The following is a 26,210-nucleotide window of genomic DNA, read 5'->3' as shown; positions in this document are numbered from 1 at the left end:
ATGTCCGGCGCGGCCCGGATCAGCCGTTGGCTTCGCGGATCTTGTCGGCGGCATCCTTGTCGAAGGACACGCCTTTTTCGGTAAACAGGGTGTCGAGTTCGCCCGAAAGGGTCATTTCGGTGATGATGTCACAACCGCCGACGAATTCACCCTTGACGTAGAGTTGCGGGATGGTGGGCCAGTCGGAATAATCCTTGATCCCCTGGCGCACGCCTTCGTCGGCCAGCACGTTCACATCGGTATATTCGACGCCCATGAAGTTCAGGACACCGGCCACGCGGCTGGAAAATCCGCATTGCGGCATCGTCTTGGTGCCCTTCATGAACAGCACGACATCGTTGGCGTCGACGGTCGTCTTGATCTGGGTCTGTGCGTCAGTCATCGGTCGCATCCTTCTTCGGTGTCAGACGCACGTTGTCTTTTTTCAGATAGGGACGAACGGCGCCGTAGGTGATGAGAAAAACGAGGCCGAATGCAAGAAGCATCGGCCAGCCTTCGGTGAACAGGTTGGCAAGAAGGGTCACGCGGAATCGGGCGCCCGCGTCGTCAGCGCCAGCGCGTGCAGCTCGCCGTTGGAGCCGTCCATCTTGCCCTTGAGGGCGGCGAACACGGCGCGCTGCTGCTGAACGCGGTTCATTCCCTTGAACGAGGCATCGACAACGAGGGCGGCGAAATGCGCGCCGTCGTCACCCTGGACCGTGATCTGCGCGTCCGGGAAGCTTTCGCGGATCAGTGCCTCGATTTCGCTGGCCTGTATGGGCATGTCATTTCCTTGTCTGCTGGTCGCAACCTAAGCGAGGTGCGGGGACGCTTCAAGATCCGGGGGCGCGCGGGGAAGGCGCGGATGCCTCCGGCGGGAGTATTTTCGTCAGTAAGAAGCCCCGGTGAGTGCCGCTTCGAAGGCCGAGCGATAGAGGCTGGAAAGCGTCTCGAGAGGATAGGATGTGGCCCCCAGCGTCACCGCGTCGCCCCCGAAGCGGCCCACGGTCTGAACCGGCACGCCCGCTTGCGCCGCGGCAAGCAGCAGCGCTTCGGAAGCGTCGAACGAACATGCGACAAGATAGCGCGCCTGATCCTCGCCGAACAGCTGGGCGATGTCGGCGCTGTCGAGGGTGACGCCGACCCCGGCCGCTTCGGCCAGTTCGAACGCCGCAAGGGCCAATCCGCCGTCGGACAGGTCCGTCACCGCCGAAAACAGGGTGCGGTTGTCGAGGATGAATTGACCGGCGGCGGCTTCGGCGGCCAGGTCGACCGGCGGCGCGTCGCCTTCGGCGCGGCCGAACGCCTCGGCCAGCAAGGCGGATTGACCGAGGTGGCCCAGGGTGGTGCCGATCACCAAGGCATAATCGCCATTGGCCGGGTGGCCCGCGATCAGGTCGTCGGGCTGGTCGATCAGGCCGACGGCGCCGATGGTCGGGGTCGGCAGGATGCCCGTGCCGTCGGTTTCGTTGTACAGCGACACGTTGCCCGAGACGATCGGCATGCCAAGCGCGGTGCAGGCGGCGCCGATCCCTTCGATGGCGCCCACAAGCTGGCCCATGATTTCCGGCTTTTCGGGGTTGCCGAAGTTCAGGTTGTCCGTGGTTGCAAGGGGGCGCGCGCCGACGCAGATCAGGTTGCGATAAGCCTCGGCCACCGCCTGTTTGCCGCCCTCGACCGGGTTCGCCATGACATAGCGCGGCGTCACGTCGGAGGTGAACGCCAGCATCTTGTCGGTGCCATGAACCCGGATCACCCCCGCGTTCAGGCCCGGCGTGCGCACGGTGTCGGCCATCACCTGGGTGTCGTATTGTTCATAGACCCACTGCTTGGCGGCGTAATTGGGCGAGGTGAGCAATGTGCGCAGCCCTTCCATCGGATCGATGTCGAGGGTTTCCTCGAACGGGTCCGCCGGAGGGGTCGCCACCCAGGGGCGGTCGTATTCCGGGGCGTTGCCGGACAGCGCGCGCAATGGCAGATCGGCCTTCACCTCGCCGTTCAGCAGAACCAGGAAGCGGTCTTCGGCGATGGTTTCGCCAACGATGGCAAAATCCAGGTCCCATTTGTCGAAGACGGCCTTGGCTTCGGCCTCTTTCTCGGGGCGCAGGACCATCAGCATCCGTTCCTGGGATTCCGACAGCATCATTTCATAGGCGGTCATGTCGGTTTCGCGCACCGGCACCTTTTCGAGATCCAGCCGCACGCCCAGACCGCCCTTGTCGCCCATTTCGACGGCCGAACAGGTCAGGCCGGCCGCGCCCATGTCCTGGATCGAAATGACCGCGCCGGTCGCCATAAGCTCGAGCGTGGCTTCCATCAGGCGTTTTTCGGTGAAGGGATCGCCCACCTGGACGGTCGGGCGCTTGTCCTCGATGGTGTCGTCGAACTCGGCGCTGGCCATGGTCGCACCGCCGACGCCGTCGCGTCCCGTTCGGGCCCCGAGATAGACCACGGGCATGCCGACGCCCGAGGCGGCGGAATAGAAGATCGCATCGGCATCGGCGAGGCCCGCGGCGAAGGCGTTGACCAGGCAGTTGCCGTTGTAGGAAGCGTCAAAGCGCACTTCGCCCCCCACGCAGGGCACGCCGAAGCAGTTGCCGTAACCGCCGACGCCCGCCACCACACCGCTGACAAGCTGTCGGGTTCTCGGGTGTGAGGGCAGGCCGAACGACAGGGCGTTCATCGCTGCAACCGGGCGCGCGCCCATGGTGAACACGTCGCGCAGGATGCCACCGACGCCCGTCGCGGCACCTTGGTAGGGTTCGATATACGAGGGATGGTTGTGGCTTTCCATCTTGAAGACGACGGCCTGGTTGTCGCCGATATCGACGACGCCGGCGTTTTCGCCGGGGCCACAGATGACCTGGGGTCCGGTGGTGGGCAGGGTGCGCAACCATTTCTTCGAGGACTTGTAGGAACAATGTTCGTTCCACATGGCCGAGAAGATGCCCAGCTCGGTAAATGTCGGTTCGCGACCGATGATGTCGAGAAGCCGCGCATATTCGTCGGGCTTGAGCCCGTGGGCGGCGATCAGGTCTTCGGTGATTTTCGGCTCTGGCATAATCGGTCTCCGCAAGCTGGCCATCTCATAACCAACACGCCGGCGAACGGAAAGAGGCACATGAAAAAGGGCGCCCCGCAAAGGGCGCCCCAAAAAATCGGTATCGGTGGAGATCAGCCCGGATTCTGGTCGTCGACCAGCATCATGAACTCATCCGTGGTCGTGTTGACCGAGAAGTTCCCGTCAGTAGTGTTCATGAAGTCGGACATCGGAAGCGTCACGTTCTTTTCCGGCATGTCGCCTTCGGTACCTTCCACCTGGATGATCAGGTTGGTGCCGCTAGTCGTGTCAACGGTCGACACCACCTTGCCAAGGATATCGCCGTTCGACGACATCACGACCGTGCCGGCCTGAACATCTTCGGCGCCGACCGGGCCGGCGATGTTTGCCGTGGCGGTCGTCGTCACATTGCCGCTGGCGGCCGTGGTGCCGGTTGCGGTCGATTCCTCGTCCTCGGTGCTGCTGCGTCCGACCGGGTCATCGTTTTCCGGCGTTTCGGAGGTTGCAGCCAGACCCGTTTCACCCGTGCTGCCCTGGCCTTCGGGATCCTTGTTGATGTCGGTGCCCAGCGGTGTCGTGCCGTCGATGACCGTGCCTTCACCCGACTGGATGCTGCCTTGACCGGCCGGATCGTCGTTGGTCTGTGCAAGCGCGACCGACGACATCAGCGTCAGGGCGGCAAGGGGGGCGGCGAATTTGAATGTCTTGTTCATGAGAGTCTCCGTATATGATGCAGTGCAAAGTGCGTTGGTTGGGATAGCAACGTGTTGGCTGGCCATAAGGTTGCAAAAAACCTGAATTTTTTGCGCCGCCAACGAAATCATTCCGCCTTACTGGGCGCTCTCTTCTTCGTCGTCATCCTCGGTGCTGCTGCGTCCGACCGGGTCGTCGTTTTCCGGCGTATCGGAGGTTGCGGCCAGACCGGTTTCGCCCGTGCTGCTTTCACCTTCGGGATCGTCGTTGATGTCGGTGCCCAGCGGGATGGTGCCGTCGATGACGGTGCCTTCGCCCGACTGGATGCTGCTCTGGCCGGCGGGGTCGTCGTTGGTCTGCGCGATGGCGACCGACGACATCAGCGTCAGGGCGGCGAGCGGGGCGGCGAATTTGAATGTCTTGCTCATGAGAGCCTCCGTGTTTCAGTCGACGCGAAGTGCGTCGGTTGGCGTAACAATGAACCGCGCCCCCGTTTGGTTGCATTGAAACCGTCGATTTCTGAAAAAAGGCCCGTTCGTCGCCAATCGCGGACCGGAGGGGCAAGACATCAAACGATGTCATGAAGCCAAAAAAAAGGCCGAGCACAAAGCTCGGCCAAGTCCAACAGGGAGGTAGAAGTGTCGCCGCGGTGCGGCGCCGCTTCTGATCAGTGACCTAGGCCTGTCATGGGCACGTTTCAAGAAGAATTCCGTCGTCCAATCGCAACCCTGTCATGCACCGCTTGCATGACTCGGGCGTCGCGGCGGCCTCAGATGTCGTGACCGCTGTCGCGCAGGCGCTGGCGGTGCGTCGCCAGTTCGCTGACCACGAAATCGCGGAAGGCCTGCACACGCTTGGTCTGACGCAATTCTTCCGGATAGGCCAGGAACACCGGCACATCGGACGATTCCGTATCGGGCAGGACGCGCACCAACTGTGGAAAGTCATCGACCAGGTAATCCGGCAGCACGCCGATCCCGAGGTTGCTGAGCACCGCCTGCAGCACTCCGAAATAGTTGTTGATCGTCAGCAGGGACGGCAGTTCATAGCTGAGCAATTCCTGGATCAGGATCGCGCCGGCGCTGACTTGTGGCGACATCGCGTTCTGACAGATCAGACGATGCGACGACATGTCGGACATGCGTTCCGGGGTGCCGTTTTTCTTCAGGTATTCGGGCGAGGCGTAAAGGCGCATGCGCACCGTCATCAGCCGCTTGCGGATCAGGTCGGCCTGACTGGGTTCCTTCATCCGGATCGCCAGGTCGGCTTCGCGCATCGGCAGATCCAGCACCCGTTCGTCCAGGATCAGGTCGATCTTCAGGCCCGGATACTTGGCATAAAGCGCGGGCAGGCGTGGTGCAAGGAACAGGCAGCCGAAACCGGTCGTGGTGGTGACACGCAGCTCGCCGAAGACCTCCTCCTCGCTGTCGCGGATCCGTGCGGCCGCGGCGTCAAGCCGTCGCGCCATCACGCGTGTCGCGTCGTGCAGCAGTTCGCCCTGTTCGGTCAGCATCAGGCCGCGCGCGTGACGATGGAACAGCGTTGCGTTCAGCATCTCTTCCAGCGCGCGAATCTGGCGCGAAACCGCTGATTGAGAAAGGTGCAGCGTATTCCCCGCGTGGGTCAGACTGCCCGCGTCGGCGACCGCGTGAAATATCCTGAGCTTGTCCCAATCCATGATGACAGGTCCATAGTTAGAAGCGGTTTTGTCGACGATCATCACTGTGTGCGTCACCGCGGTGAACATTGCAAACATTAACACGTCTTATGACGTATTTGCGAAGCGGCGGTCGCGTTTCGCGTTGACCGCGTCGGGCAAGGCGCGGGCCGCTGATGCAAAAGGCGCGATGGACTTTGCGGGCGAGCGGATTTATTTCCGATCCTCGAAGCGGGCACGCCGGCGTGCCGTTGCTTTGGATCCGCGACAATAACAGGAGCTGTCATGGCGGTCGGCATATTCGATTCGGGACTGGGCGGGCTGACGGTTCTGGATGCGGTGGCGCGCCGCCTTCCCGATATCCCGTTCGTGTACCTCGGGGACAACGCCCATGCGCCTTACGGTGTGCGCGATCCCGACGATGTGTATGATCTGACCTGTGCCGCGACCCAGACCTTGTTCGACAATGACTGTGACCTCGTGATTCTCGCCTGCAACACCGCCAGCGCGGCGGCCTTGCGGCGGATGCAGGAGGGGTGGCTGCCCGAGGGCAAGCGCGTGCTGGGCGTGTTCGTGCCATTGATCGAGGCGCTGACCGAACGCAGGTGGGGCGACAATTCACCGCCGCGCGAAGTGGCAGTGAAGAACGTCGCCCTGTTCGCAACCCCCGCCACGGTGCGCAGCCGCGCGTTCCAGCGCGAGCTGGCCTTTCGCGCCATCGGTGTGGATGTCGAGGCCCAGGCTTGCGGCGGCCTTGTCGATGCCATCGAGGACGGCGACATGATCCTGGCCGAAGCGCTGGTGCAAAGCCATGTCGAGGCGCTGAAACGCAAGATGCCGTTCCCCGAGGCCGCGATCCTGGGATGCACCCATTATCCGCTGATGGCCGATGCGTTCGCCCGTGCCCTGGGGCCCGACGTGCAGGTCTATTCGCAGGCCGATCTGGTGGCCGAAAGCCTGGCCGATTACCTGACGCGTCATCCCGGACGCATCGGGGCAGGGCGCGCGCCGGCGTTTCTGACGACCGGTGATCCGGTTCGCGTCTCGGCCCGTGCGACGCAGTTCCTGCGCCGTTCCGTCACCTTTCGCCCGGCATGATGTCCGTGGTATCAGGGCGCACGATCGTCTTCGAGGTCACGATATAGGGAGTCCCGACCCATGAGGGGGCTGAAAAAGAAACGCCGGATCCAGATCATCGCCCTTGCCGCGGTGACGCTGACGCTGTCCACGGCGCTGATCGGCTATGCGATGCGTGACGGGATCGCCTTCTTCCGCGCGCCCGCCCAGGTGATGGCCGATCCGCCAGCCCCGGGCGAGGTGTTTCGCATCGGCGGTCTGGTCGAGGATGGCACGCTGACGCGCGGTCAGGGCGAAACGGTGACCTTTGCCGTGACCGACGGGGCGGCCAGCGTTCGCGTCGCCTATACCGGGGTTCTGCCCGACCTGTTCGCCGAGGGGCAGGGTATGGTGGGCACCGGCCGCTACGTGGGCGGGGTGTTCGAGGCGTCCGAGATCCTGGCCAAGCATGACGAAAGCTATATGCCCAAAGAGGTCGTGGACGCGCTGAAGGAACAGGGCACTTATGTCGCGCCGGACGATCAGGTTCCGCCCTCTTAACCTCTGACGCGCATCTTTCCGTCCGACGACTTGGGCAGGAAAGGCGCACAGATGATTTCGGTTCAGACCATCGCAGACCAGATAATCGCCCGCGAGGGCGGTTTCGTGAACGACCCCGACGATCCGGGCGGTGCGACCAATCACGGGGTCACGATCGGCACGCTGCGCCGGTTGCGCCGTGATATCGACGGCGACGGCGACATCGATGTGGCGGATGTCAGGGCGCTGAGCCGGGGCGACGCGCGGGCGATCTTCCTTGAACATTACTTCGACCGGCCGCGAATTTCGGATCTGCCCGAAACGCTCCAGCCCAGCGTGTTCGACATGTATGTCAACGCCGGCGCCAACGCGGTGCGGATTCTGCAACGCCTGCTGACCGACATGGGACAAGGCGTGGCGGTGGACGGGATCATCGGCCCCCAGACGGCGGCGGCGGCGGCACTGGCCAATGCGGCCGCACCGGCCCACCTGGCCGACGCCTATGGCATCGCCCGGCGCAATTACTACTATGCACTGGCCGATGGGCGGCCGGCGTCGCGCAAATACGCCCGCCGGCGCGATGGCGGCAAGGGTGGCTGGATCACGCGCGCCGAGGAGTTCATCTCGCCACGCTATCACCTGACCCGGGCCGAACATGACCGGAGGGTCGCGGCATGGGACTGATCGACCGCCTGATGGGCTTGCTGTTTTCACAGCGCAACGTGATCGTCGAAACCGCCGAGGTGTTCCGCGAGAATGCCGAGGCCGCCAGCCAGCGCCATGCCGACCTCAACGCCGCCGCCCTGGCACAATTCGCCGCCGAATTCCAGCGTGCGCGCACCGGCCGGTTCGATTCCGTCATGGACGGCATCAACCGCATTCCGCGCCCGGCCATGGCACTGGGCACCGTCGGGCTGTTCGGCGCGGCGATGTGGGATCCGCTGTGGTTTGCCGAACGCATGGTGGGGCTGTCGGTGGTGCCCGAACCGCTTTGGTGGCTTCTGGGGGCGATCGTGTCGTTCTATTTCGGCGCACGGCACCAGGCCAAGGGGCAGGCGTTTCAGCGCGATGTCGCCACGACGATGGTCCGCGCCCCCGAAGCGATCCAGGCGTTGAAGGAACTGGACGGGATACGACAGGAGCGGGGCCATGAACCGGAAGAACACCTTGCATCGAACGGCCGTTCCACGCCGCCCCGGCGGGCCGCCCCCCGGCCCCGAGCCGCGCCGGACGGCAATGCGGCCCTCGATGACTGGCGCGCGGGCCATGGATGACGTCTGGCGCAATGTCATCGAGGCCCGTCTGACCGCCACCGAAACCCGTCAGGCGGTCGAGGAAGTGCACCGCCTGAACGTCGAAAAGCGGCTTGCGGCGATCGAGGATACGCTGAAATGGCTGGTTCGCCTGATCATCGGCGCCATCGTTCTGTCGGTCCTCGCCTTCGCAATGCAGGAAGGGCTGAGCCTGCGCTGATCCTGCGGCATCGACGCACGTTTGCGTAACCCGTATTGGCGTCGATGCGCGCGCAGGTTACTGTGCGCCCATGATTACAGAACTCGGACATTTCGCGCTGATCCTCGCCCTGATGGTCGCGCTTGTGCAGACGATCGTGCCCCTTGTCGGTGCGCACAACAGATGGGCCGGCTGGATGGCGGCCGGCGAACCCGCGGCCAAGGCCCAGGCGGTGCTGGTCGCGTTTTCCTTCGGTGCGCTGATGCATGCCTTCGTGACGTCCGATTTCTCCTTGCGCCTTGTTGTCGAGAACTCGCACACCCTGAAGCCGATGCTGTACAAGGTGGCCGGGGTCTGGGGCAATCACGAGGGTTCGCTTTTGCTGTGGTGCCTGATCCTTGCGGTGTTCGGCGCCTGTGCCGCGTGGTTCGGTGGCAACCTGCCCGATACCCTGCGCGCGCGCGTGCTGGCGGTGCAGGGATTCATCGGGGTCGCGTTCCTGGCGTTCCTGCTGTTCACCTCGAACCCGTTTGTGCGGCTTGGCACGCCGCCGTTCGACGGTCAGGATCTGAATCCGTTGTTGCAGGATCCGGGTTTGGCGTTTCATCCGCCGTTTTTGTATCTGGGCTATGTCGGTCTTTCCATGACCTTTGCCTTCGCGGTCGCCGCGCTTCTGGAAGGGCGGGTCGATGCCGCCTGGGGCCGGTGGGTGCGGCCCTGGACCCTGGCCGCCTGGATCTTCCTGACCATCGGCATCGCGCTGGGATCGTGGTGGGCCTATTACGAGCTGGGCTGGGGCGGTTTCTGGTTCTGGGATCCGGTCGAGAACGCATCCTTCATGCCGTGGCTGATCTCGGCCGCGCTGCTGCATTCCGCCATCGTGGTGGAAAAGCGCGAGGCACTGAAAAGCTGGACCATCCTGCTGGCGATCCTGGCGTTCGGATTTTCGCTGATCGGCACGTTTATCGTGCGCTCGGGCGTGCTGACATCTGTGCACGCGTTCGCCAATGATCCCGAGCGGGGGGTCTTCATCCTGCTGATCCTGGCGGTGTTCATGGGCGGCGCGCTGACGCTGTTCGCCGCCCGCGCCAGCGCGATGGAGGCGAAGGGAGTGTTTTCCACGTTCAGCCGCGAATCCGCGCTGGTGGCGAACAACATCCTGCTGACCGTGGCGTGTTTCGTCGTGTTCGTCGGCACCCTCTGGCCCTTGATCGCGGACCTTCTGTTCGCGCGCAAGCTGTCGGTGGGGGCGCCGTTCTTCAACGCCGCGTTCACGCCGTTCATGGTGGCGCTGGCGATGATCCTGCCGCTGGGCGCGCTGATGCCATGGAAACGGGCGCGGATCGGCCGGGTCATGCGCCCGCTCTGGGGCGCGCTGGCGCTGAGCATTGCGGCCGGCGCGCTGGTCTGGACGATGCAGACCGGGCGCGCGTTTCTGGCCCCCGTCGGTCTGATCCTGACACTTTGGGTGACCTTCGGCGTGATCGCCGATCTGTGGGTCAAGGCCGGGCGCGGCGATTTCGCCAGCCGGGCGCGCCGGTTGATCCACCTGCCGCGGGCCGAATGGGGCAAATCGACCGCGCATTTCGGCTTTGCCATCACGATCTTCGGCATCTGTGCCATGACCGCCTGGCAGACCGAGGATATCCGCATCGCGCAGGTGGGCGAACCGTTCGAGGTCGGCGCCTACACCGTCACCCTCGAGGACGTGCGCGAGGTGCAGGGGCCGAATTACCAATCGACGCTGGCCACGATCGCGCTGACGCGGGGCGGCAACACCCTGCGCCTGACGCCCGAGAAACGGTTCTATCCCGTTCAGGCCATGCCGACCACTGAAGCGGCCATTTCCAACGGTGTCTGGCGCGATCTCTACGTGGTGATCGGCGATCCTCAGGATGCGGGCGGCTGGGCCGTGCGGACGTATATCAAGCCGTTTGCCAACTGGATCTGGGCCGGCTGCATCATCATGGCGCTTGGCGGTGGTCTGTCGCTGTCCGACCGGCGCCACCGGGTGGCCGCGGGGGCCAGCCGCCGCCGCGCCGATGCGGTGCCGGCGGAATGACCGGGCGCGCGCTGATCCTGTGCGCGGTGCTGTTGGCGCCACCCGCTTTTGCCGTTCAACCGGACGAGATGCTTGACGATCCGGTTCTGGAATCGCGGGCGCGCGATCTGTCGCAGAACCTGCGCTGTCTTGTCTGCCGGAACGAGAACATCGACGAAAGCGATGCCGGGCTGGCCGCCGATCTGCGTGTGCTGGTGCGTGAACGCCTGGTGGCGGGCGATACCGACGAACAGGTGATCGCCTTCGTGGTCGATCGCTATGGCGAATACGTGCTGCTGAACCCGCCCGCGAATGGATCGACCCTGATCCTGTGGCTGGCGGGTCCGACGATGCTTTTGGGGGCGGGTGCCGTCGCCGCCCTCTATCTGCGCCGCCGCCGCCGGCTGCCGCCCGAACAGCCGCTGAGTGCGGACGAACAGGCAAGGTTGGACCGCATATTGGGCCGGTGACGGAGCGTTCCTCTTTGCGCAGCGGACCGCGCGCGCCATGGTCGGGGCAGGCCGCGAAAGGAACCCCGATGCACTATGACACGATCCGCCTGACCGTCGAGAACGACATTGCCACACTGACGTTGAACCGCCCGCAGGTGATGAACGCGCTGAACACAGCGATGCGCGCCGAGATCCTGCACGCCGTCAAGGATGCGGCAACCCGCGCCCGCGTTCTGGTGATGACCGGCGAAGGGCGCGCGTTCTGTTCGGGCCAGGATCTGGGCGATGGCGGCAACGCGGCCACCATGGATCTGGAACGCACGCTGCGCGAAGAATACGTGCCGATGCTGAAGGCGATCTTCGACTGTCCGATCCCGACGATCTGTGCCGTGAATGGCGCGGCCGCGGGAGCGGGGGCCAATCTGGCGCTGGCGTGTGACGTGGTGATCGCTTGCGAATCCGCCGTGTTCCTTCAGGCGTTCACGCGGATCGGGTTGATCCCCGATGCCGGCGGAACCTATTGGCTGCCACGCCAGATGGGTGCGGCCAAGGCCATGGGTGCCGCGCTGTTCGCGGAACCGATCAGTGCGCGCGAGGCCGCCGACTGGGGCATGATCTGGGAGGCGGTGGCCGACGCCGATTTCGCCAATCACTGGCACGACCGCGCGCTGAAACTGGCCCAGGGCCCGACGCTGGCCTATCGCCACATCAAGGCTGCCCTCCGCGGCAGTTTCGACAACACGCTGGACGATCAACTGGCGCTTGAGGCGCGGTTGCAGGGCGATTGCGGCACGTCGCACGATTTCCGCGAAGGGGTGATGGCGTTCCTCGAAAAGCGTCCGGCGAAATACGAAGGGCACTAGGGGCGGAACCTGTCATCCATGGCGTAAGACGCAACAGGCCCCGGACATTGTCCGGGGCCCGTTCGATTGCCGGGGATCGTCGGAACCGTCCGGGACTCAGCGGTTCTCGACGTCGACATAGTCGCGCTGGGTCGGGCCCTGGTACAACTGGCGCGGGCGGCCGATTTTCAGCTGCGGGTCGGAGATCTGTTCCTTCCACTGCGAGATCCAGCCGACGGTGCGCGCCAGCGCGAAGATCGGCGTGAACATGGATGTGGGGAATCCCATGGCGTCCAGGATGATGCCCGAGTAGAAATCGACGTTCGGATACAGCTTCTTTTCCGCGAAATACGGATCTTCCAGCGCCAGGCGTTCCAGCTCCTTGGCCACCTGAAGGGTGGGGTTGTTCTCGATCCCCATCAGCTCCAGCACTTCGTCGGCCGACTTCTTCATCACCGTCGCACGCGGATCGAAGTTCTTGTAGACGCGGTGGCCAAAGCCCATCAGGCGGAACGGATCGTTCTTGTCCTTGGCGCGGGCGATGTATTCGGGAATGCGGTCAACCGTCCCGATTTCGCGCAGCATTTCCAGGCAGGCCTGGTTGGCGCCGCCGTGGGCCGGACCCCACAGACAGGCGATGCCGGCCGCAATGCAGGCGAAGGGGTTGGCACCCGATGACGAGGCCAGCCGGACGGTCGAGGTCGAGGCATTCTGTTCGTGATCCGCATGCAGCGTGAAGATCCGGTCCATCGCACGGCTGAGGATCGGGTTGACCTGGTATTCCTCGGCCGGGACGGAAAAGCACATCCGAAGGAAGTTCGACGCGTAATCCAGATCGTTGCGCGGATAAACGAAGGGCTGACCGATCGAGTATTTATAGGCCATGGCGGCGATCGTCGGCATCTTGGCGATCAGGCGGATCGATGCGACCTCGCGCTGGTGTTCGTCGCTGATATCGGTGCTGTCGTGATAGAACGCCGACATCGCGCCGACCACACCCACCATGGTTGCCATCGGATGCGCATCGCGCCGGAATCCACGGAAGAAATAGTGCATCTGTTCGTGGATCATGGTGTGATTGGTCACCAGATGCTCGAACTTTTCGATCTGCTCGCCGGTCGGCAGTTCGCCGTAGAGCAGCAGGTAGCACACCTCGAGGAAATGCGACTTTTCCGCCAGCTGGTCGATGGGATAGCCGCGGTGCAGCAGGATGCCCTCGTCACCGTCGATGTAAGTGATTTCGCTGTCGCAGGCGGCGGTGGACGTGAAACCGGGATCGTAGGTGAAGACACCGCCCTGACCATAGAGCTTGCGGATGTCGATCACGTTCGGACCGGCGGTGCCCTCGAGCACCGGCAATTCGATGCTCTTGTCGCCGAACGTCAGCGTCGCGGTTTTCGAGGTGTCTGCCATTGCGAATCCTTCCTTGTCGGGGTGTTCCCGCCCATGGCGGGTTCATCTGTTGTTGACGCGGACGACCCGGATCGGCCCATCACGCGCTGGTAAAATCCGCCAATCGGGCAAGAGTTTCCTCGCGTCCAATGACGAGCATCATGTCGAACACGCTGGGTGTCGCGGTACGTCCGGCAAGAACGGCACGCAAGGGTTGAGCGAGCTTTCCCAGACCTACGCCCTGCTGTTCTGCAAACGCGGCGATCCTGTTCTCCAGATCATCGCGTGTCCAAATAGCGTCTTGCAGATGCGGCGTCAATTCACCCAGCCTTTGGCGCGCCGCCTCGTCCAGCAGTTTGGCGGCCTTCGAATCCGGCTCGATCGGACGTGACGTCAGACAAAAATGCGCCTTTTCAAGGATATCGGGAAAAGACTTGGCACGGTCCTTGAGACAATACATCGCATTTTCCAAATCCCGCGCCTGATCTTCGGCAAGCGCCGGCAGGCCGGCCACCTGCAGATATTCGGCAATCTCGGACACCAGCGCGGCGTCGTCCATCATCGCGATATGCTGGCCCGACAGATGGGCCAGCTTCTTGGCGTCCAGGCGCGCCGGCGCCTTGCCGATTCCCTCGAGCCCGAACCACGAGATGGCCTGCTCGGTCGTGAACACCTCGTCGTTGCCATGGCCCCAGCCCAACCGTGCAAGGTAATTGCGCATGGCCGCGGCCGGGTATCCTTGGGCCTGGTATTCATGCACACCCAACGCGCCGTGACGCTTGGACAGCTTCTTGCCGTCCTCGCCGTGAATCAGCGGGATGTGCGCCCAGACCGGCACGTCCCAACCCATCGCGCGGTATACCAGCATCTGGCGCGCGGCATTGTTCAGGTGATCGTCCCCCCGGATCACGTGGGTCACGCCCATGTCGTGGTCGTCCACGACGACCGCCAGCATATAGGTGGGCGTGCCGTCCGAGCGCAGGACGATCATGTCGTCCAGCTGATCGTTGCGGATCGTCACGTCACCCTGCACGCGGTCCGCGATAACGGTGGTGCCATCCAGCGGGGCCTTGACGCGAATGGCGAAGGAGGCGTCAGGATGGGTCGCCGGATCGGCGTCGCGCCAGGGCGAGCGATAGAGTGTCGAGCGTCCCTCGGCCCGCGCGGCTTCGCGCGCGGTCTCGATCTCTTCCGGCGTGGCGAAACACTTGTAGGCGGTGCCGGCGGCCAGCATCTGCTGCGCGACCTCGATATGGCGCGGACGGTTGGCCGACTGGCTGACCGCGTCGCCGTCCCACTCAAGTCCAAGCCACCGCAACCCCTGAAAAATTGCCGCGGTGGCATCGGCGTCCGAACGGGCCAGATCGGTATCCTCGATCCGAAGAAGGAACGTTCCGCCCTCGGCCTTGGCATAAAGCCAGTTGAACAACGCCGTGCGTGCGCCGCCGATGTGCAGATACCCCGTGGGCGAAGGCGCAAAGCGGGTGACAACGGGCTGGGGCATGGGCGTTAACTTTCTGGAAACCGTGGTGTGGCTAGGGTCAAGGGCGGTCTAGACAATGGCGGGGGCGAGAACAAGAGTGGCGCCGTGGCGGTATATGGCATCGGTCATCGATGGTCAGCGCGGCGCGCTGTTTCCATGGGTTCCCGTCTGCCTCGGGATCGGCATCGGTTTCTATTTCCTGCTGCCCGGCGAACCTGCGGCGCCGGTCTGGGCCGCGCTCGCGGGCGGGGTCGCCGTTGCCACCGCCGGACTGCTCTGGCGCGGGCCGGCCCGTCATCCTGTCGTCGTGGCGATCGTCCTGGTCGGGGTTGGCGTGCTGGTGGCCGGCCTGCGCTGCTGGAGCGTGGGCGACACCGTGCTTGCCTTCCGCTATTACGGGCCGGTGCAGGGAAGGATCGTGGCGATGGACCGCTCGGCCAGCGATGCCGTGCGCCTGACCTTGGCCGATGTGGTGCTGGATGACACCGATCCCGCGCGCACGCCCGGCCTTGTGCGCATCTCGCTCCATGGCGACCATTCGGGCACCGTTCCGCAGCCGGGAAAGACCGTGATGGTGACGGCGCACCTGTCCGCGCCCGACGGCCCGGTCGAGCCGGGCGGTTTCGATTTCCAGCGCATGGCGTGGTTTCGCGGACTCGGCGCCGTTGGCTATGCCCGAAGTCCGCTTCTGGCGGTCGAACCGGCCGGCGGGTTCGTGGACGTGGCGCGGTGGCGGATGGCCATTTCCGCGCGCGTACGCGCGCATTTGCCCGGTGAAGTCGGTGCTTTCGCTGCCGCGATCACGACCGGCGACCGGTCCGCCATGTCGCAAGAGACGCTGGCCGATCTGCGCGCGTCCAACCTGGCCCATCTGTTGGCGATCTCGGGCCTGCACATGGGGCTTTTATGCAGCCTGATCTTCGGTGGCGTCCGGGGGGTGCTGGCGCTGTTTCCCGCCGTCGCCCTGGTGTGGCCGCTCAAGAAGATCGCCGCGATCGCGGCGCTGATGGCGGGGGCGCTTTACCTGATGCTGTCGGGCGGCAACGTCGCCACGCAACGGGCCTTCATCATGGTGGCGGTGATGTTCGTTGCGGTCCTGCTGGACCGTCGCGCGCTGACCCTGCGCGCTGTGGCGGTCGCCGCGATCATCGTGCTGATGCTGCGCCCGGAAAGCCTGACGGAGCCCGGTTTCCAGATGTCGTTCGCCGCAACCACCGCTCTGGTTGGCGTATTCCGGATTCTGAACGGATTTGACGGACGCAGGATGCCGAAGGTTCTGCGCCCGGTGATGGCGGTCGTCATCTCGTCCGCGGTGGCGGGTGCTGCCACGGCGCCCATCGCGGCGGCACATTTCAACATGGTGTCGCATTTCGGCCTGTTGGCCAACCTGGTTTCCGTGCCCTTGATGGGCAGTGTTGTGATGCCCGGGGCCATCCTTGCTGCGGTCCTCGCGCCGTTCGGTCTGGACTGGATCGGGCTGGCGGTGATGGACCCGGCGATCCGGTGGATCTTGGGCGTGGCACACTGGATCGCAACGCGCCCCGGGGCGTTGGGCCATGTCGTCGCACCCCAGGCGGTCGTGCTGCCGCTGATGGCGCTTGGCGCGCTCTGGCTGATCCTGTGGCGCGGTTGGGGCCGGCTGGCGGGTGTGGCACCAGTGGCTCTGGGGCTGATATTCTGGGTCCAGACGGAACGCCCGGCCTTGCTGGTATCGCCCAGCGGCAAGTTGATCGGCGTCATGACGCCCGAGGGCCGCGCCTTGAACAAGCCTCGCGGCGATGGCTTCGTCGCCCGAAGCTGGCTGGAGAACGACGGCGATCTTCCGGTACAGGAAGAGGCCGCCGAACGGCCCGGGTTTGAGAGCCTGGGCAGTCTGTCGCGCCTGCGGATCGGCGATCTGCACGTCAGCCACCTGAGCGGTCGGGGCGCGGCGCAACGCCTGGGCGAGGCCTGCCAAGGGGCAAACCTTGTCATCCTGGCCGCCGTCAACGAAACGGATCCGCCGACCGGCTGCGAGGTGATCGATGCACGGATCCTTCGCGAGACCGGTGGCCTGGCCTTCGTTGTCAGCGGCCAAACGCTGCGCCGTGTCGCGACGCGGTCGGAGTTGGGTGAAAGGCCCTGGAACCGATAGAGCCGGCGTTTATCCCGAGCTGGTGGGAAGCGGCCAAGCGGAGTGCACCACTCACGTTTCTCGGGAACGACCGGAAATGCCCGGACCATTCATCGTGGCGGCAGTCCCCGGACCCAACGGTCAGTAGGTTCGGATCAGGCCCACCAGGCGCCCCTGAACCTTGACCTGATCGTCGCGGTAAACCCGTGTCTCATAGGCGGGATTGGCGGCCTCGAGCGCGATCGAGCTGCCGTTGCGGCGGAACCGTTTCAGGGTGGCTTCCTGATCCTCGACCAAGGCGACGACGATATCGCCTGATTCTGCCGTGTTCACCTCGCGGATTACGACGACATCGCCATCGTTGATGCCCGCGTCGATCATCGAATCGCCTCGCACCTCCAGCGCATAGTGGTTGCCCTTGCCGCCGACCATGGCGCCGGGAACGGCAACGCGGTGAGATTCGTGGTTGATCGCCTCGATCGGGACACCGGCCGCGATCTGGCCCATCACCGGAAGTTCCACGGCATGCACCTGAACATCCAGGGCCCGGTTGGGGCGCGCCTGATCCGGCCTGTCGCCGTTGATGACCTTGGGGTTGAACCCGGCGGTTTCCATGGCGTCGGGAAGCTTGACGATCTCCAGCGCGCGGGCGCGGTGCGCGAGGCGGCGGATGAATCCACGTTCCTCAAGTGCGGTGATCAGGCGATGGATGCCCGATTTCGACCGCAGATCCAGCGCATCCTTCATTTCATCGAACGAGGGCGGCACACCATCGCGTTGCACCCGTTTGTTGATGAAATCGAGCAGTTCCAACTGTTTGCGCGTAAGCAATGGATAATCCCCCCGGAGGAATGAAAGCGAAGTGTCGCCAAGCGTTCCCTTGGTGTTCTAGGGATGTTCTTGCTTTGTGTCAAGAGTTTGGGAATATCCAGGCCCGAACACTACATCCGATCAGATCGCGAGATAGGTGACGGTTTCCCGGGCGGCGCGCGGCGGGTCGTTCGGCGGCCGCAGGATCAGGGCGTTCGAGGCGGCGAGAATCCCGGTCAGCGCGCTGTCCTGACTGTTGGCGACATGCAGCGATCCGGCGCGCAGGGTGGCGCGCATGTAGTGTTCGCGCGCGCCGTTCGCGTCCAGCGCCTGCGCCAGCGGCGCCATCGCGCGGGGGGCGGGGGCACGGCCCAGATCCAGCATGGCCCGCACGGCGGGCAAGAGGAAAACGTGACCGCACACCATGGCCGAGACGGGATTGCCGGGCAGGCCCAGCATCGGAACCCCGTCCAGCCGCCCGGCCATCAGCGGTTTGCCGGGGCGCATGGCGATTTTGTAGAACGCACGCTCAAGCCCGCGGTTGGCCGCGACCTTGCCGACCAGATCGTGATCGCCCACCGAGGCACCGCCGATGGTCACGATCAGATCGCTGCCGGCGGCCATGTCGAACACCGATCCCAGCGCGGCCTCGGTGTCGCGGGCGATGGGCAGGATGCGGGCCAGGCCGCCCGCGGCATCGACCATCGCCGCCAACCCGAAGATGTTGGATGCCGTGATCTGGTCGGCACGGGGCGTTTCGCCCGGCATCACCAATTCATCGCCCGTCGCGATCAGCGCGACCTCGGGTCGGCGGCGCACTTTGACCTCGGGCACGTTCATCGCCGCGATCAGCACGAGATCCGAGGCGCTCAGCCGGGCGCCCGGGAAATGTTCATGACCGGCCGGAAAATCGGCGCCGGCGGGACGGATGTGCGGCCCACCGTCCAGCGACTGGCCCAACGTGATGCGATTACCCTCGCGGGTCACGTCCTCCTGGATGATGACGCGATCAGCGCCCCGCGGAAGCGGCGCACCGGTGAAGATGCGCAGGGCCTGACCCGAGCCCACCGCCAGATCCGACACGTGACCGGCGGCGTTTTCACCGATCACGTCGAACCGGGCACCGGGCCGCGCGGCGCCGCCGTCGATGGCATACCCGTCCATGGCCGAAGCATCGAACGGCGGTTGCGCGCGCGATGCACGCACCGGTTCGGCCAGAACCCGACCCGCCGCGTGGCGCAGCGGAACGGTTTCGGTGTCGAGCGGCGTGATCAGGTCGAACACCCTGGCCAGCGCGTCGTCGACCGAAATCATGGTGCAGTGAAGCGGCCGGTCTTGCCGCCGTCCTTGAGGGTGACGTGGATCGCGCCGATTTCCATCATCTTGTCGACCGCCTTGACCATGTCATAGACGGTCAGGCAGGCGGTCGAGACGGCGGTCAACGCCTCCATCTCGACGCCGGTCTGGCCGGTGGTCTTCACGGTGGCACTGACCTGGATGCCGGGCAGATCGTCGTCCGGCGTCAGGTCCAGCGATACCGAGGTCACGGGCAGCGGATGGCAGAGCGGGATCAGATCGGCCGTGCGCTTGGCGCCCATGATGCCGGCCAGCCGCGCGACGCCCAGGACATCACCCTTTTTGGCCCGCCCCTGAACGATCAGGGCCAACGTGTCGAGATGCATGCGGACATGACCCGTGGCGGTGGCGATGCGGGCGGTGGCCGGCTTGGCCGAGACATCCACCATGTGGGCGTGGCCCTCGGCGTCGAAATGGGTCAGGGCCATCGGTTCAGCGTCCCGGCGCGGTCAGGGGATCGGCCAGCAACGCGCGGGTTGCCGCGGTGACGTCATCCTGGCGCATCAGCGATTCGCCGATCAGGAAACAGCGCGCGCCATAGCGCGCCAGATCGGCCAGATCCTCGGGCGTGGACAACCCCGATTCCGCGACGATCACGCGATCCTGCGCCACCCGGCGCGACAGGTTGCGCGAGGTGTCGAGAGAGGTCTCGAAGGTTTTCAGATCCCGGTTGTTGATGCCCATCAGCGGTGACGACAACAGGTGGGCGCGTTCGAGTTCTTCTTCGTCGTGCACCTCGAGCAGCACGTCCATGCCCCATTCGCCGGCCGCGGCTTCCAGTTCGGCCGCCTGCGCGTCGGTCACGGTGGCAAGGATGATCAGGATGCAATCGGCGCCCAGCGCCCGCGCCTCGGCCACCTGATAGGGGTCATACATGAAATCCTTGCGCAGCACCGGCAGCGATGTCGCGTCGCGCGCGGCGATCAGGAAGCTGTCGTCGCCCTGGAAGGACGGCCCGTCGGTCAGCACCGACAGGCAGGTGGCGCCACCTTCCTCATAGGCCCGGGCCAGGGCGGGCGGATCGAAATCGGCGCGGATCAGACCCTTGGACGGGCTGGCCTTCTTGATCTCGGTAATGAGGCCGTAACCCGTTCGCATGTCGCGCCGCAGGGCGGCCGCAAAACCACGCGGCGCCGACGCGGTGCGTGCCGCGACCTCGACCTCGGCCAGCGGGCGGGCGGCCTTGCGGGTTTCGATCTCGTCCAGCTTGTAGGCCTTGATGCGGTCCAGCACTGTCATCGGGGATCTCCTGTGGCGGCCGGGGCGGGGGCGCTGCCCCCCGGCGCAGGCGCCGTCCCCCGGAGTATTTCGATCAGTAAGAAGGTCAGGATGCAAGTGTCACGAGGGCGTGGCGCTTCTTGCCGGCGCTAAGCTTGACCGGGGACTGAAGCTGTGCCGTGTCGAGCATCAGGCCCGCGTCGGTCAGCGGTTCATCGTTCAGCCGGGCGCCGTTTTCGGCAATCAGGCGCTTGGCCTCCTTGCCGGTTTTCGCAAGGCCCGCGCGCACGAGGAGCTGGACGATAGAGATGCCGGGATCGGCTTCGGCCCGCGCCAGCGTCAGGGTCGGCAGGTCGTCGCCCATGCCGCCCTTCTCGAACACCTCGCGGGCCGTTTCCTCGGCCGTGCGGGCCGCGTCGGCGCCGTGACACAGGGTCGTGATCTCGTTGGCGAGGATAATTTTGGCGGCGTTGATCTCGGACCCTTGCAGCGCGCCCAGACGATCGCATTCGTCCAGCGGCAGTTCGGTATAGAGGCGGGCGAAGCGGCCGACATCGGCGTCGGTGGTGTTGCGCCAGAACTGCCAGAATTCATAGGGCGAACGCATGTCGGCGTTCAGCCAGACGGCCCCGTCGGCCGACTTGCCCATCTTGCGCCCGTCCGAGGTGGTGAGCAGCGGCGAGGTCAGCCCGAAGATCTGGTGATCCAGCACCCGGCGCGTCAGGTCGATGCCGTTGATGATGTTGCCCCACTGGTCCGACCCGCCCATCTGCAACACGCAGCCATAGCGGCGGTTCAGCTCGAGGAAGTCATAGGCCTGGAGGATCATGTAGTTGAATTCGAGAAAGCTGAGGGATTGTTCGCGGTCGAGACGGGATTTGACCGATTCGAAGGCCAGCATCCGGTTGACCGAGAAATGCCGCCCGATGTCGCGCAGGAAGTCGAGGTAGTTCAGATTGTCCAGCCACTCGGCGTTGTTCAGCATCAGCGCATCGGTCGCGCCGTCGCCGTAGGTCAGGTATTTCGCGAAGACCTGCTTCATGCCGTCGATGTTGCCGTCGATGGCGGCGGCGTCCAGAAGCGGGCGTTCGTCGGCGCGGAAACTGGGATCGCCCACCTTGGTGGTGCCGCCGCCCATCAGGGTGATCGGCTTGTGCCCCGTCTTCTGCAACCAGCGCAGCATCATGATGTTCAGCAGATGCCCGACATGCAGCGACTTCGCCGTCGCATCATAGCCGATATAGGTCGGCACAACCCCCGCGAGCATGGCATCGTCGAGCGCTTGCAGGTCGGTGCAATCGGCGAGAAAGCCACGCGAGATCATCACGTGCAGAAAATCGGATTTCGGGTGGTAGGTCATCTGTTCATCGTCCACTCTTGGCGCATGGTGGCGTCTATATCGGGGTGGGACGTGAAGGGAAAGAGCATGGCGGATCTGAAGGCGGCATTGGCGCGCGGCCCGGTCTGGGCGCTTGGCGCGATGTCGGGCACGTCGCTGGACGGTGTCGACGCGGCCATGGTGCTGAGCGATGGCGAGACCATCTTCGGCTTCGGCGACACCCGGTATCGCGCGTATTCCGACGCGGAACGCGCGGTGCTGAAGGCGGCCCTGGGCGCCTGGGATGGATCCGAGGCCGCCATCGAGATCATCGAGGCCGCCCACGCCGAGGTTCTGTCGGGCTTCGACGGCATCGACATCGTCGGGTTCCACGGCCAGACCCTGGCCCACGAGCCGCGCGGCCGCGGCACACGGCAGGTGGGCGATGGCCGCGTGTTGGCGCAGGTGCTGGGCGTGCCGGTGGTCTGGGACTTTCGCACGGCCGATGTCGAGATGGGCGGCGAGGGGGCGCCGCTGGCGCCGTTCTATCATTTCGCCTGTACGCGCTGGATCGGGGCCGATGCGCCGCTGGCGTTTCTGAACCTCGGCGGGGTCGGCAACCTGACCTGGGTCGATCCGGCGGTTGCGCGGCCCGAGTTGCCGGGGGCCTGCGTCGCCTTCGACACCGGTCCGGCCAATGCGCCGCTGAACGATTTCATGGGCCTGCGACGGGAGCTTGCGTTTGATGACGCTGGCGACCTGGCCGCCCGGGGCGATCCGGACGCTGCGGTACTTGAGCGGCTCATGGGACAGGGGTATTTCCGCAGAATGCCACCCAAATCTCTGGACAGGAACGATTTTGCGTGGCTGGCGGATGCCGTCGCACCTCTTTCGGATGCGGACGGCGCGGCGACCCTGACGGCTGCCATCGCCCTGAGCGTGGCCGCCGGGATGGAACATTGTCCAAGGCCCCCGGCCCGTATTCTGGTCACCGGCGGCGGGCGGCACAATCCGGTGGTGATGGACATGCTGCGCGCCACGCTCGGCTGTCCGGTCGGCCCGGTCGAGGAGGCCGGGCTGGACGGTGACATGCTGGAGGCGCAGGCCTTCGGCCACCTCGCGGTGCGCGTGGCACGGGGCTTGCCGACGTCCTGTCCGTCGACCACCGGTGTCTCGGCGGCCATAGGCGGCGGCGTCGTAAGCGTGCCGCAGGGGTGAGGCGGCGCGCGCGGCCGTGCTCAGCTGTGGCTTTCGCCAGCCCCGGCATGGCAGCCCGATCCGATCCGGGCGCCAAGGTGCAGCGGTGTCGGGTCGGGGCCGAACAGATATCCGGTCACGTGTTGACCCATCCAATCCATCGTCGTGGCGAAAAGCAGCGGCGCGTCATCCGCGATGTCGGGGCGTGAGCGGCCGGTATCCTGAACGAAAGTTCCGGATTTGCTGAATCCGAGCTGTTGCATGTAATTCGCGGCGAGAACCGATTCGCGCATCGAAACACCGCATCCGTGGCGATAGGATACGAGGGCTTCGTAAACGTAGAATTCAGGCAGGAAATACCCGGTGCCGCCCGATCGCAGGTAGATCGTGGGGCGTTGGGAGTTTCCGTTCGCGGCCCAATGGGCGGCAATAGCGCTGGCATCGTTCTGCAGGATAGCCATATGCCGACCGAACGTCGCTGGCGTGATGAATTCGTATTCCGCGTAAGCCGCGTTCAAGAACGGCAAACGCGTCAACGGTGCCGGGTTCGTGCCGGCGAATGTCACCACGGCGATGATCACCGTCTGCCAACCCACCATCAGCACGGGAAGAACCCGCGGCGCGTTGCCCAGGGACAGCGACAGAACGAGGGCAGCGCCCATGAGGTAGGGCACGAACAACCGATATCCGAACATCATGTGCTGACCGGATGCGCGGCTAGCATAGAGCAGGAAAAGGACGGCACTGAAAGCGGCGCCCCTAAGAAGGGCACGAGACAGCGGTGGCCGGTCACCCAAGGCCGGGGCACGGGCGAAAAATATGACGGCGATCAGGCCCGAAAGCAGCACGAAGTTCAAAAGCGCCGAAAGGCTGTCGATCGGGGGGCGGCCGCCGAGCGCGAACTTGAGGTAGTAGGACGTCGGGAAGATATCGCCGTAATAGAGCGCCGAAAACAACAGCCAGGCGGACGCCAGAGCGATGCTGAGCGCCGCGGCAACCCAAAGTGCCGGACGGCGGTATTCGACCAAGACGATCGCCAGCAGGATCGGTGTCGTCACCAGGATACTGTCATGGCGGGTCAGGAACATGAGCGCGCCGAGCACCCCCAACAGGATGAAGTCGCGGGTTTCCGCGGCTCCGTTCCGGCTCATCACCACCAGTCGCGACACGAACAGCGTGCAGAGAAACGCCAGTATCGGCGTTTCCAGGCCACCGACCGTCCAAAGTGCGAGAAACGGCGAAAACAGCGAAAGTGTGGTGAACACCAAAAGCGCCGGCCCACGCAAGCCGGTCTCGCGGATGGCCGCAAGCCAACCCGCAAGCACCAGCCCCGGTGCGATAATGCGGTAGGCTGCGACGGGATCGAGCCCGCAATAGGCCAATGCCGCCTCGAGCAGCGCGTGCAGGGGCGAGGTCAAAGCCGAGACCTGCTCGCCCACGTTATAGACAAGACCGTGGCCTGCGGCCGCGTTCTGCGCATAACGTCCGACGATATAGGCATCGTCGGCCACAAACGGCCAGAACAGCGCGCAAAGGGACAGGAAGACGATGGCGCTACCGGCGATCACGGCGCGGTCCATGTCAAGCGGGCGGGTCGGGCTGGAAGGATCAATGGCTGTCATGGCCAAGGATTTTCAGCCTGTTCAGGCGCCAATAAGGCAGTTTTCTGGCATGAACGGGAAAAGTTTCATGCGTGACGGGCGCGCTTTCGCCGGCCCGTGGTTTCCGCGTCGCGCATCAAGGATGCAGGGTGTTCGTTTGTGATCCCGACTGCGGGTTGGGCGTGATTGCCGCCTCAGATCCCGCGATAGGGTTCGACGTATTGCAGGGCCATGTCCCATGGGAAGAAGATCCACGTGTCCTGGCTGACCTCGGTGATGAAGGTGTCGACCATGGGGCGGCCCTTGGGTTTGGCATAGACCGCGGCGTAATGGGCCTTGGGATAGAGCGCGCGCACCAGTTCAAGGGTGCGGCCCGAATCCACCAGGTCATCGACGATCAGGATGCCGGTCCCGTCGCCCATCAGCTCGTGATCCGGCGATTTCAGGACGCGGGCTTCGGATTGGCTCTGGTGATCGTAGGATTTGACGGAAATGGTGTCGACGGTGCGGATGTCCAACTCGCGGCTGACGATCATGGCGGGTGCCATGCCACCGCGGGTGATCGCGACCACCGCACGCCAGCCCATGTCCTGCGGACCCTGCCCATCCAGCCGCCACGCCAGGGCGCGGCTGTCGCGATGGATCTGGTCCCAACTGATGTGAAAGCCTTTTTCGTGGGGCAGGCGGCTCTCGTCTCGGGTGGTGTTCATGGTGGGCCCTCGGGTGTTGCACGGTGTGGCGATTTCTAACGAGCCGGGACGATGATGGAAAGGCGCGAAAATCAGGCCGCGCCGAATGTGACCTGGCGCGATTGCGCCGCGACGTCACCGATCCGTGCCGGCCGGCCCGTGTTGAAAAGCGCGCGGCGGTATTTACCTGTCCGGTGAACAAGGAGAAGAGCCATGGACATGAGCAGTGTGATCCAAGCCCTGAGCGCAATCGGCGCAACCTGTGCCATCGTCGGCTGGAGCGTGGCGGCGAAGGCCACCGTCGGCGCCCAGACCCAACGCATCCGGGTGAGCAACCGCAGGCATCACCGACCCTGAGCGTCAGGCGTTCAGGTTTTCGTGATGTCCGGCGAATCCACCGCCTTCATTCCGACGACGTGATAGCCGGCATCGACGTGCAGGTTTTCGCCGGTCGTGCCCGACCCAAGGTCGGACAGAAGGAACAGCGCCGCCTTGCCGACCTCTTCCTGGGTGACGTTGCGGCGCAGGGGCGAGTTATACTCGTTCCACTTCATGATATAGCGGAAGTCGCCGATCCCCGACGCGGCAAGCGTCTTGATCGGGCCGGCGGAAATCGCGTTCACGCGGATGCCGTCGCGGCCCAGATCCTCGGCCAGGTATTTCACCGACGCTTCCAGTGCGGCCTTGGCGACACCCATGACGTTGTAATGCGGCATGACCTTTTCGGCGCCGTAATAGGTGAGGGTCAGCGCCGAGGCGCCCGGCTTCATCAGCTTTTCGGCGCGCTGCATGACGGCGGTGAAGGAATAGACCGAGATGTCCATCGACATGCGGAAATTTTCGCGGCTGGTGTCGACATAGCGGCCGCGCAATTCGGTCTTGTCCGAGAACCCGATGGCGTGAACCACGAAATCCAGACCGCCCCAGCGTTGCTTGATCTCGGCGAACAGCGCATCCATCGAAGCCGCGTTGCCGACGTCGCAAGGCAGGATGAAATCCGATCCGACCTCGGCCGCAAGCGGCGTGACCCGTTTCAGCAGGGATTCACCTTGGTAGGAAAAGCAAAGATCGGCCCCCGCATCGCCGCAGGCCTTGGCGACGCCCCAGGCGATGGACTTGTCATTGGCCAGCCCCATGATCAGTCCGCGCTTGCCCGCCAGCAACTGGTTCGTCATGTGGTTTGCCCTCGTGCGATCTTACATTCCGATTTCGTTTAGGCCATTGTCGACTCATCGGCAAGTGCGGCAACGACAGGCGGAA

The 26,210-nt window shown here is 64.6% G+C and carries 28 protein-coding genes; 11 read left to right on the top strand and 17 right to left on the bottom strand.

Annotated elements, in window-relative coordinates:
• Positions 1–19: 19 nt before the first annotated feature.
• The 7 genes from grxD to CFP68_RS00955 all read right to left on the bottom strand — a co-directional run bounded on the left by grxD (position 20) and on the right by CFP68_RS00955 (position 5,411).
• Complete coding sequence (gene grxD / locus CFP68_RS00980; RefSeq protein WP_099823528.1) at positions 20–382, bottom strand: Grx4 family monothiol glutaredoxin; 363 nt, start codon at positions 380–382, stop codon at positions 20–22.
• A complete protein-coding gene (locus CFP68_RS18035; protein ID WP_158234110.1) occupies positions 375–524 on the bottom strand; it encodes a hypothetical protein in 150 nt (49 codons plus the stop codon). The genes grxD and CFP68_RS18035 overlap by 8 nt, the downstream gene beginning before the upstream one ends.
• On the bottom strand, positions 521–763 hold the full coding sequence (locus CFP68_RS00975) for a BolA family protein (RefSeq protein WP_099823526.1): 243 nt from the start codon (positions 761–763) through the stop codon (positions 521–523). The genes CFP68_RS18035 and CFP68_RS00975 overlap by 4 nt, the downstream gene beginning before the upstream one ends.
• Positions 764–868: 105 nt before the next feature.
• On the bottom strand, positions 869–3,040 hold the full coding sequence (purL, locus tag CFP68_RS00970; protein ID WP_099823524.1) for a phosphoribosylformylglycinamidine synthase subunit PurL: 2,172 nt from the start codon (positions 3,038–3,040) through the stop codon (positions 869–871).
• 113 nt (positions 3,041–3,153) lie between these two features.
• Positions 3,154–3,753: a hypothetical protein gene (locus CFP68_RS00965; protein ID WP_099823522.1), complete on the bottom strand. Its 600-nt coding sequence runs from the start codon at positions 3,751–3,753 to the stop codon at positions 3,154–3,156.
• Positions 3,754–3,870: 117 nt separating this feature from the next.
• Positions 3,871–4,161: a hypothetical protein gene (locus CFP68_RS00960; protein ID WP_099823520.1), complete on the bottom strand. Its 291-nt coding sequence runs from the start codon at positions 4,159–4,161 to the stop codon at positions 3,871–3,873.
• Positions 4,162–4,502: 341 nt separating this feature from the next.
• Complete coding sequence (locus tag CFP68_RS00955) at positions 4,503–5,411, bottom strand: LysR family transcriptional regulator (protein WP_099824150.1); 909 nt, start codon at positions 5,409–5,411, stop codon at positions 4,503–4,505.
• Positions 5,412–5,675: 264 nt separating this feature from the next.
• Between CFP68_RS00955 and CFP68_RS00950 the strand changes: the two genes are divergently transcribed.
• The 8 genes from CFP68_RS00950 (at position 5,676) to CFP68_RS00915 (ending at position 11,794) form a co-directional block, all read left to right on the top strand.
• Complete coding sequence (locus CFP68_RS00950; RefSeq protein ID WP_099823518.1) at positions 5,676–6,488, top strand: glutamate racemase; 813 nt, start codon at positions 5,676–5,678, stop codon at positions 6,486–6,488.
• Between the two features lie 60 nt (positions 6,489–6,548).
• A complete protein-coding gene (gene ccmE, locus CFP68_RS00945; protein WP_099823516.1) occupies positions 6,549–7,007 on the top strand; it encodes a cytochrome c maturation protein CcmE in 459 nt (152 codons plus the stop codon).
• Positions 7,008–7,058: 51 nt separating this feature from the next.
• Positions 7,059–7,670, top strand: coding sequence for a holin-associated N-acetylmuramidase (locus CFP68_RS00940; RefSeq protein ID WP_099823514.1), 612 nt, complete (start codon positions 7,059–7,061; stop codon positions 7,668–7,670).
• Positions 7,661–8,260 (top strand): holin family protein, encoded by a 600-nt coding sequence (locus CFP68_RS00935; protein WP_099823512.1) that lies wholly within the window; start codon positions 7,661–7,663, stop codon positions 8,258–8,260. The genes CFP68_RS00940 and CFP68_RS00935 overlap by 10 nt, the downstream gene beginning before the upstream one ends.
• A complete protein-coding gene (locus CFP68_RS00930; protein ID WP_099823509.1) occupies positions 8,253–8,459 on the top strand; it encodes a hemolysin XhlA family protein in 207 nt (68 codons plus the stop codon). Before CFP68_RS00935 ends, CFP68_RS00930 begins: the two co-directional genes overlap by 8 nt.
• A gap of 70 nt (positions 8,460–8,529) precedes the next feature.
• Positions 8,530–10,500, top strand: coding sequence for a heme lyase CcmF/NrfE family subunit (locus CFP68_RS00925; RefSeq protein WP_099823507.1), 1,971 nt, complete (start codon positions 8,530–8,532; stop codon positions 10,498–10,500).
• Positions 10,497–10,949 carry a cytochrome c-type biogenesis protein gene (locus CFP68_RS00920; protein WP_099823505.1) on the top strand — a complete coding sequence of 151 codons (453 nt, stop codon included), beginning with the start codon at positions 10,497–10,499 and terminating at the stop codon, positions 10,947–10,949. Before CFP68_RS00925 ends, CFP68_RS00920 begins: the two co-directional genes overlap by 4 nt.
• Positions 10,950–11,017: 68 nt before the next feature.
• Entirely contained in the window at positions 11,018–11,794 is a 777-nt protein-coding gene (locus CFP68_RS00915; protein ID WP_099823503.1) for an enoyl-CoA hydratase-related protein, read from the top strand.
• Between the two features lie 96 nt (positions 11,795–11,890).
• On the opposite strand, the gene CFP68_RS00910 is transcribed toward CFP68_RS00915, so the two are convergent.
• Together CFP68_RS00910 and gltX are read right to left on the bottom strand one after the other, a co-directional pair.
• Positions 11,891–13,186, bottom strand: a complete 1,296-nt coding sequence (locus CFP68_RS00910) for a citrate synthase (protein ID WP_099823501.1) — start codon at positions 13,184–13,186, stop codon at positions 11,891–11,893.
• Positions 13,187–13,265: 79 nt separating this feature from the next.
• A complete protein-coding gene (gene gltX / locus CFP68_RS00905) occupies positions 13,266–14,669 on the bottom strand; it encodes a glutamate--tRNA ligase (protein ID WP_099823499.1) in 1,404 nt (467 codons plus the stop codon).
• A 94-nt stretch (positions 14,670–14,763) separates the two neighbouring features.
• Here gltX and CFP68_RS00900 point away from each other — a divergent pair, with 94 nt between their 5' ends.
• A complete protein-coding gene (locus CFP68_RS00900; RefSeq protein WP_241523900.1) occupies positions 14,764–16,782 on the top strand; it encodes a ComEC/Rec2 family competence protein in 2,019 nt (672 codons plus the stop codon).
• A 120-nt stretch (positions 16,783–16,902) separates the two neighbouring features.
• On the opposite strand, the gene lexA is transcribed toward CFP68_RS00900, so the two are convergent.
• From lexA to tyrS, 5 genes are all read right to left on the bottom strand, one after another.
• Positions 16,903–17,592, bottom strand: coding sequence for a transcriptional repressor LexA (gene lexA / locus CFP68_RS00895; protein ID WP_099823495.1), 690 nt, complete (start codon positions 17,590–17,592; stop codon positions 16,903–16,905).
• Between the two features lie 120 nt (positions 17,593–17,712).
• Entirely contained in the window at positions 17,713–18,885 is a 1,173-nt protein-coding gene (locus tag CFP68_RS00890; RefSeq protein WP_099823492.1) for a molybdopterin molybdotransferase MoeA, read from the bottom strand.
• Entirely contained in the window at positions 18,882–19,355 is a 474-nt protein-coding gene (gene moaC, locus CFP68_RS00885; protein WP_099823490.1) for a cyclic pyranopterin monophosphate synthase MoaC, read from the bottom strand. The genes CFP68_RS00890 and moaC overlap by 4 nt, the downstream gene beginning before the upstream one ends.
• A gap of 4 nt (positions 19,356–19,359) precedes the next feature.
• The gene (trpC, locus tag CFP68_RS00880) at positions 19,360–20,166 is read right to left on the bottom strand and encodes an indole-3-glycerol phosphate synthase TrpC (protein WP_099823489.1); all 807 of its coding nucleotides are present in this window, start codon (positions 20,164–20,166) and stop codon (positions 19,360–19,362) included.
• Between the two features lie 85 nt (positions 20,167–20,251).
• Positions 20,252–21,505, bottom strand: coding sequence for a tyrosine--tRNA ligase (gene tyrS, locus CFP68_RS00875; RefSeq protein WP_099824148.1), 1,254 nt, complete (start codon positions 21,503–21,505; stop codon positions 20,252–20,254).
• Between the two features lie 66 nt (positions 21,506–21,571).
• Here tyrS and CFP68_RS00870 point away from each other — a divergent pair, with 66 nt between their 5' ends.
• Positions 21,572–22,681 carry an anhydro-N-acetylmuramic acid kinase gene (locus CFP68_RS00870; protein ID WP_099823487.1) on the top strand — a complete coding sequence of 370 codons (1,110 nt, stop codon included), beginning with the start codon at positions 21,572–21,574 and terminating at the stop codon, positions 22,679–22,681.
• A gap of 20 nt (positions 22,682–22,701) precedes the next feature.
• On the opposite strand, the gene CFP68_RS00865 is transcribed toward CFP68_RS00870, so the two are convergent.
• Both CFP68_RS00865 and gpt read right to left on the bottom strand, forming a co-directional pair.
• Positions 22,702–24,282, bottom strand: coding sequence for a hypothetical protein (locus CFP68_RS00865; protein ID WP_145953372.1), 1,581 nt, complete (start codon positions 24,280–24,282; stop codon positions 22,702–22,704).
• Between the two features lie 173 nt (positions 24,283–24,455).
• A complete protein-coding gene (gpt, locus tag CFP68_RS00860; RefSeq protein ID WP_099823483.1) occupies positions 24,456–24,971 on the bottom strand; it encodes a xanthine phosphoribosyltransferase in 516 nt (171 codons plus the stop codon).
• A 192-nt stretch (positions 24,972–25,163) separates the two neighbouring features.
• Here gpt and CFP68_RS18030 point away from each other — a divergent pair, with 192 nt between their 5' ends.
• Positions 25,164–25,307 (top strand): hypothetical protein, encoded by a 144-nt coding sequence (locus CFP68_RS18030; RefSeq protein WP_158234109.1) that lies wholly within the window; start codon positions 25,164–25,166, stop codon positions 25,305–25,307.
• An 11-nt stretch (positions 25,308–25,318) separates the two neighbouring features.
• On the opposite strand, the gene fabI is transcribed toward CFP68_RS18030, so the two are convergent.
• On the bottom strand, positions 25,319–26,125 hold the full coding sequence (fabI, locus tag CFP68_RS00850; protein WP_099823479.1) for an enoyl-ACP reductase FabI: 807 nt from the start codon (positions 26,123–26,125) through the stop codon (positions 25,319–25,321).
• Positions 26,126–26,210: the final 85 nt, after the last annotated feature.

This window comes from Oceaniglobus indicus (genome assembly GCF_002751875.1).
Classification (GTDB): domain Bacteria; phylum Pseudomonadota; class Alphaproteobacteria; order Rhodobacterales; family Rhodobacteraceae; genus Oceaniglobus; species Oceaniglobus indicus.
This window is presented reverse-complemented; position numbering and strand designations above follow the sequence as displayed.

Coding starts and splice junctions, on each gene's coding strand:
- CFP68_RS00935 (WP_099823512.1), top strand. CDS start 7,661: ATGGGACTGATCGACCGCCTGATGGGCTTGCTGTTTTCACAGCGCAAC.
- CFP68_RS00900 (WP_241523900.1), top strand. CDS start 14,764: ATGGCATCGGTCATCGATGGTCAGCGCGGCGCGCTGTTTCCATGGGTT.
- CFP68_RS00965 (WP_099823522.1), bottom strand. CDS start 3,753: ATGAACAAGACATTCAAATTCGCCGCCCCCCTTGCCGCCCTGACGCTG.
- purL (WP_099823524.1), bottom strand. CDS start 3,040: ATGCCAGAGCCGAAAATCACCGAAGACCTGATCGCCGCCCACGGGCTC.
- CFP68_RS00955 (WP_099824150.1), bottom strand. CDS start 5,411: ATGGATTGGGACAAGCTCAGGATATTTCACGCGGTCGCCGACGCGGGC.
- CFP68_RS00865 (WP_145953372.1), bottom strand. CDS start 24,282: ATGACAGCCATTGATCCTTCCAGCCCGACCCGCCCGCTTGACATGGAC.
- tyrS (WP_099824148.1), bottom strand. CDS start 21,505: ATGACCTACCACCCGAAATCCGATTTTCTGCACGTGATGATCTCGCGT.
- CFP68_RS00960 (WP_099823520.1), bottom strand. CDS start 4,161: ATGAGCAAGACATTCAAATTCGCCGCCCCGCTCGCCGCCCTGACGCTG.
- trpC (WP_099823489.1), bottom strand. CDS start 20,166: ATGACAGTGCTGGACCGCATCAAGGCCTACAAGCTGGACGAGATCGAA.
- CFP68_RS00890 (WP_099823492.1), bottom strand. CDS start 18,885: ATGATTTCGGTCGACGACGCGCTGGCCAGGGTGTTCGACCTGATCACG.
- CFP68_RS00915 (WP_099823503.1), top strand. CDS start 11,018: ATGCACTATGACACGATCCGCCTGACCGTCGAGAACGACATTGCCACA.
- CFP68_RS00925 (WP_099823507.1), top strand. CDS start 8,530: ATGATTACAGAACTCGGACATTTCGCGCTGATCCTCGCCCTGATGGTC.
- CFP68_RS00975 (WP_099823526.1), bottom strand. CDS start 763: ATGCCCATACAGGCCAGCGAAATCGAGGCACTGATCCGCGAAAGCTTC.
- CFP68_RS00910 (WP_099823501.1), bottom strand. CDS start 13,186: ATGGCAGACACCTCGAAAACCGCGACGCTGACGTTCGGCGACAAGAGC.
- CFP68_RS00920 (WP_099823505.1), top strand. CDS start 10,497: ATGACCGGGCGCGCGCTGATCCTGTGCGCGGTGCTGTTGGCGCCACCC.
- grxD (WP_099823528.1), bottom strand. CDS start 382: ATGACTGACGCACAGACCCAGATCAAGACGACCGTCGACGCCAACGAT.
- moaC (WP_099823490.1), bottom strand. CDS start 19,355: ATGGCCCTGACCCATTTCGACGCCGAGGGCCACGCCCACATGGTGGAT.
- ccmE (WP_099823516.1), top strand. CDS start 6,549: ATGAGGGGGCTGAAAAAGAAACGCCGGATCCAGATCATCGCCCTTGCC.
- fabI (WP_099823479.1), bottom strand. CDS start 26,125: ATGACGAACCAGTTGCTGGCGGGCAAGCGCGGACTGATCATGGGGCTG.
- CFP68_RS00940 (WP_099823514.1), top strand. CDS start 7,059: ATGATTTCGGTTCAGACCATCGCAGACCAGATAATCGCCCGCGAGGGC.
- gltX (WP_099823499.1), bottom strand. CDS start 14,669: ATGCCCCAGCCCGTTGTCACCCGCTTTGCGCCTTCGCCCACGGGGTAT.
- CFP68_RS00870 (WP_099823487.1), top strand. CDS start 21,572: ATGGCGGATCTGAAGGCGGCATTGGCGCGCGGCCCGGTCTGGGCGCTT.
- gpt (WP_099823483.1), bottom strand. CDS start 24,971: ATGAACACCACCCGAGACGAGAGCCGCCTGCCCCACGAAAAAGGCTTT.
- CFP68_RS00950 (WP_099823518.1), top strand. CDS start 5,676: ATGGCGGTCGGCATATTCGATTCGGGACTGGGCGGGCTGACGGTTCTG.
- CFP68_RS18030 (WP_158234109.1), top strand. CDS start 25,164: ATGGACATGAGCAGTGTGATCCAAGCCCTGAGCGCAATCGGCGCAACC.
- CFP68_RS00930 (WP_099823509.1), top strand. CDS start 8,253: ATGGATGACGTCTGGCGCAATGTCATCGAGGCCCGTCTGACCGCCACC.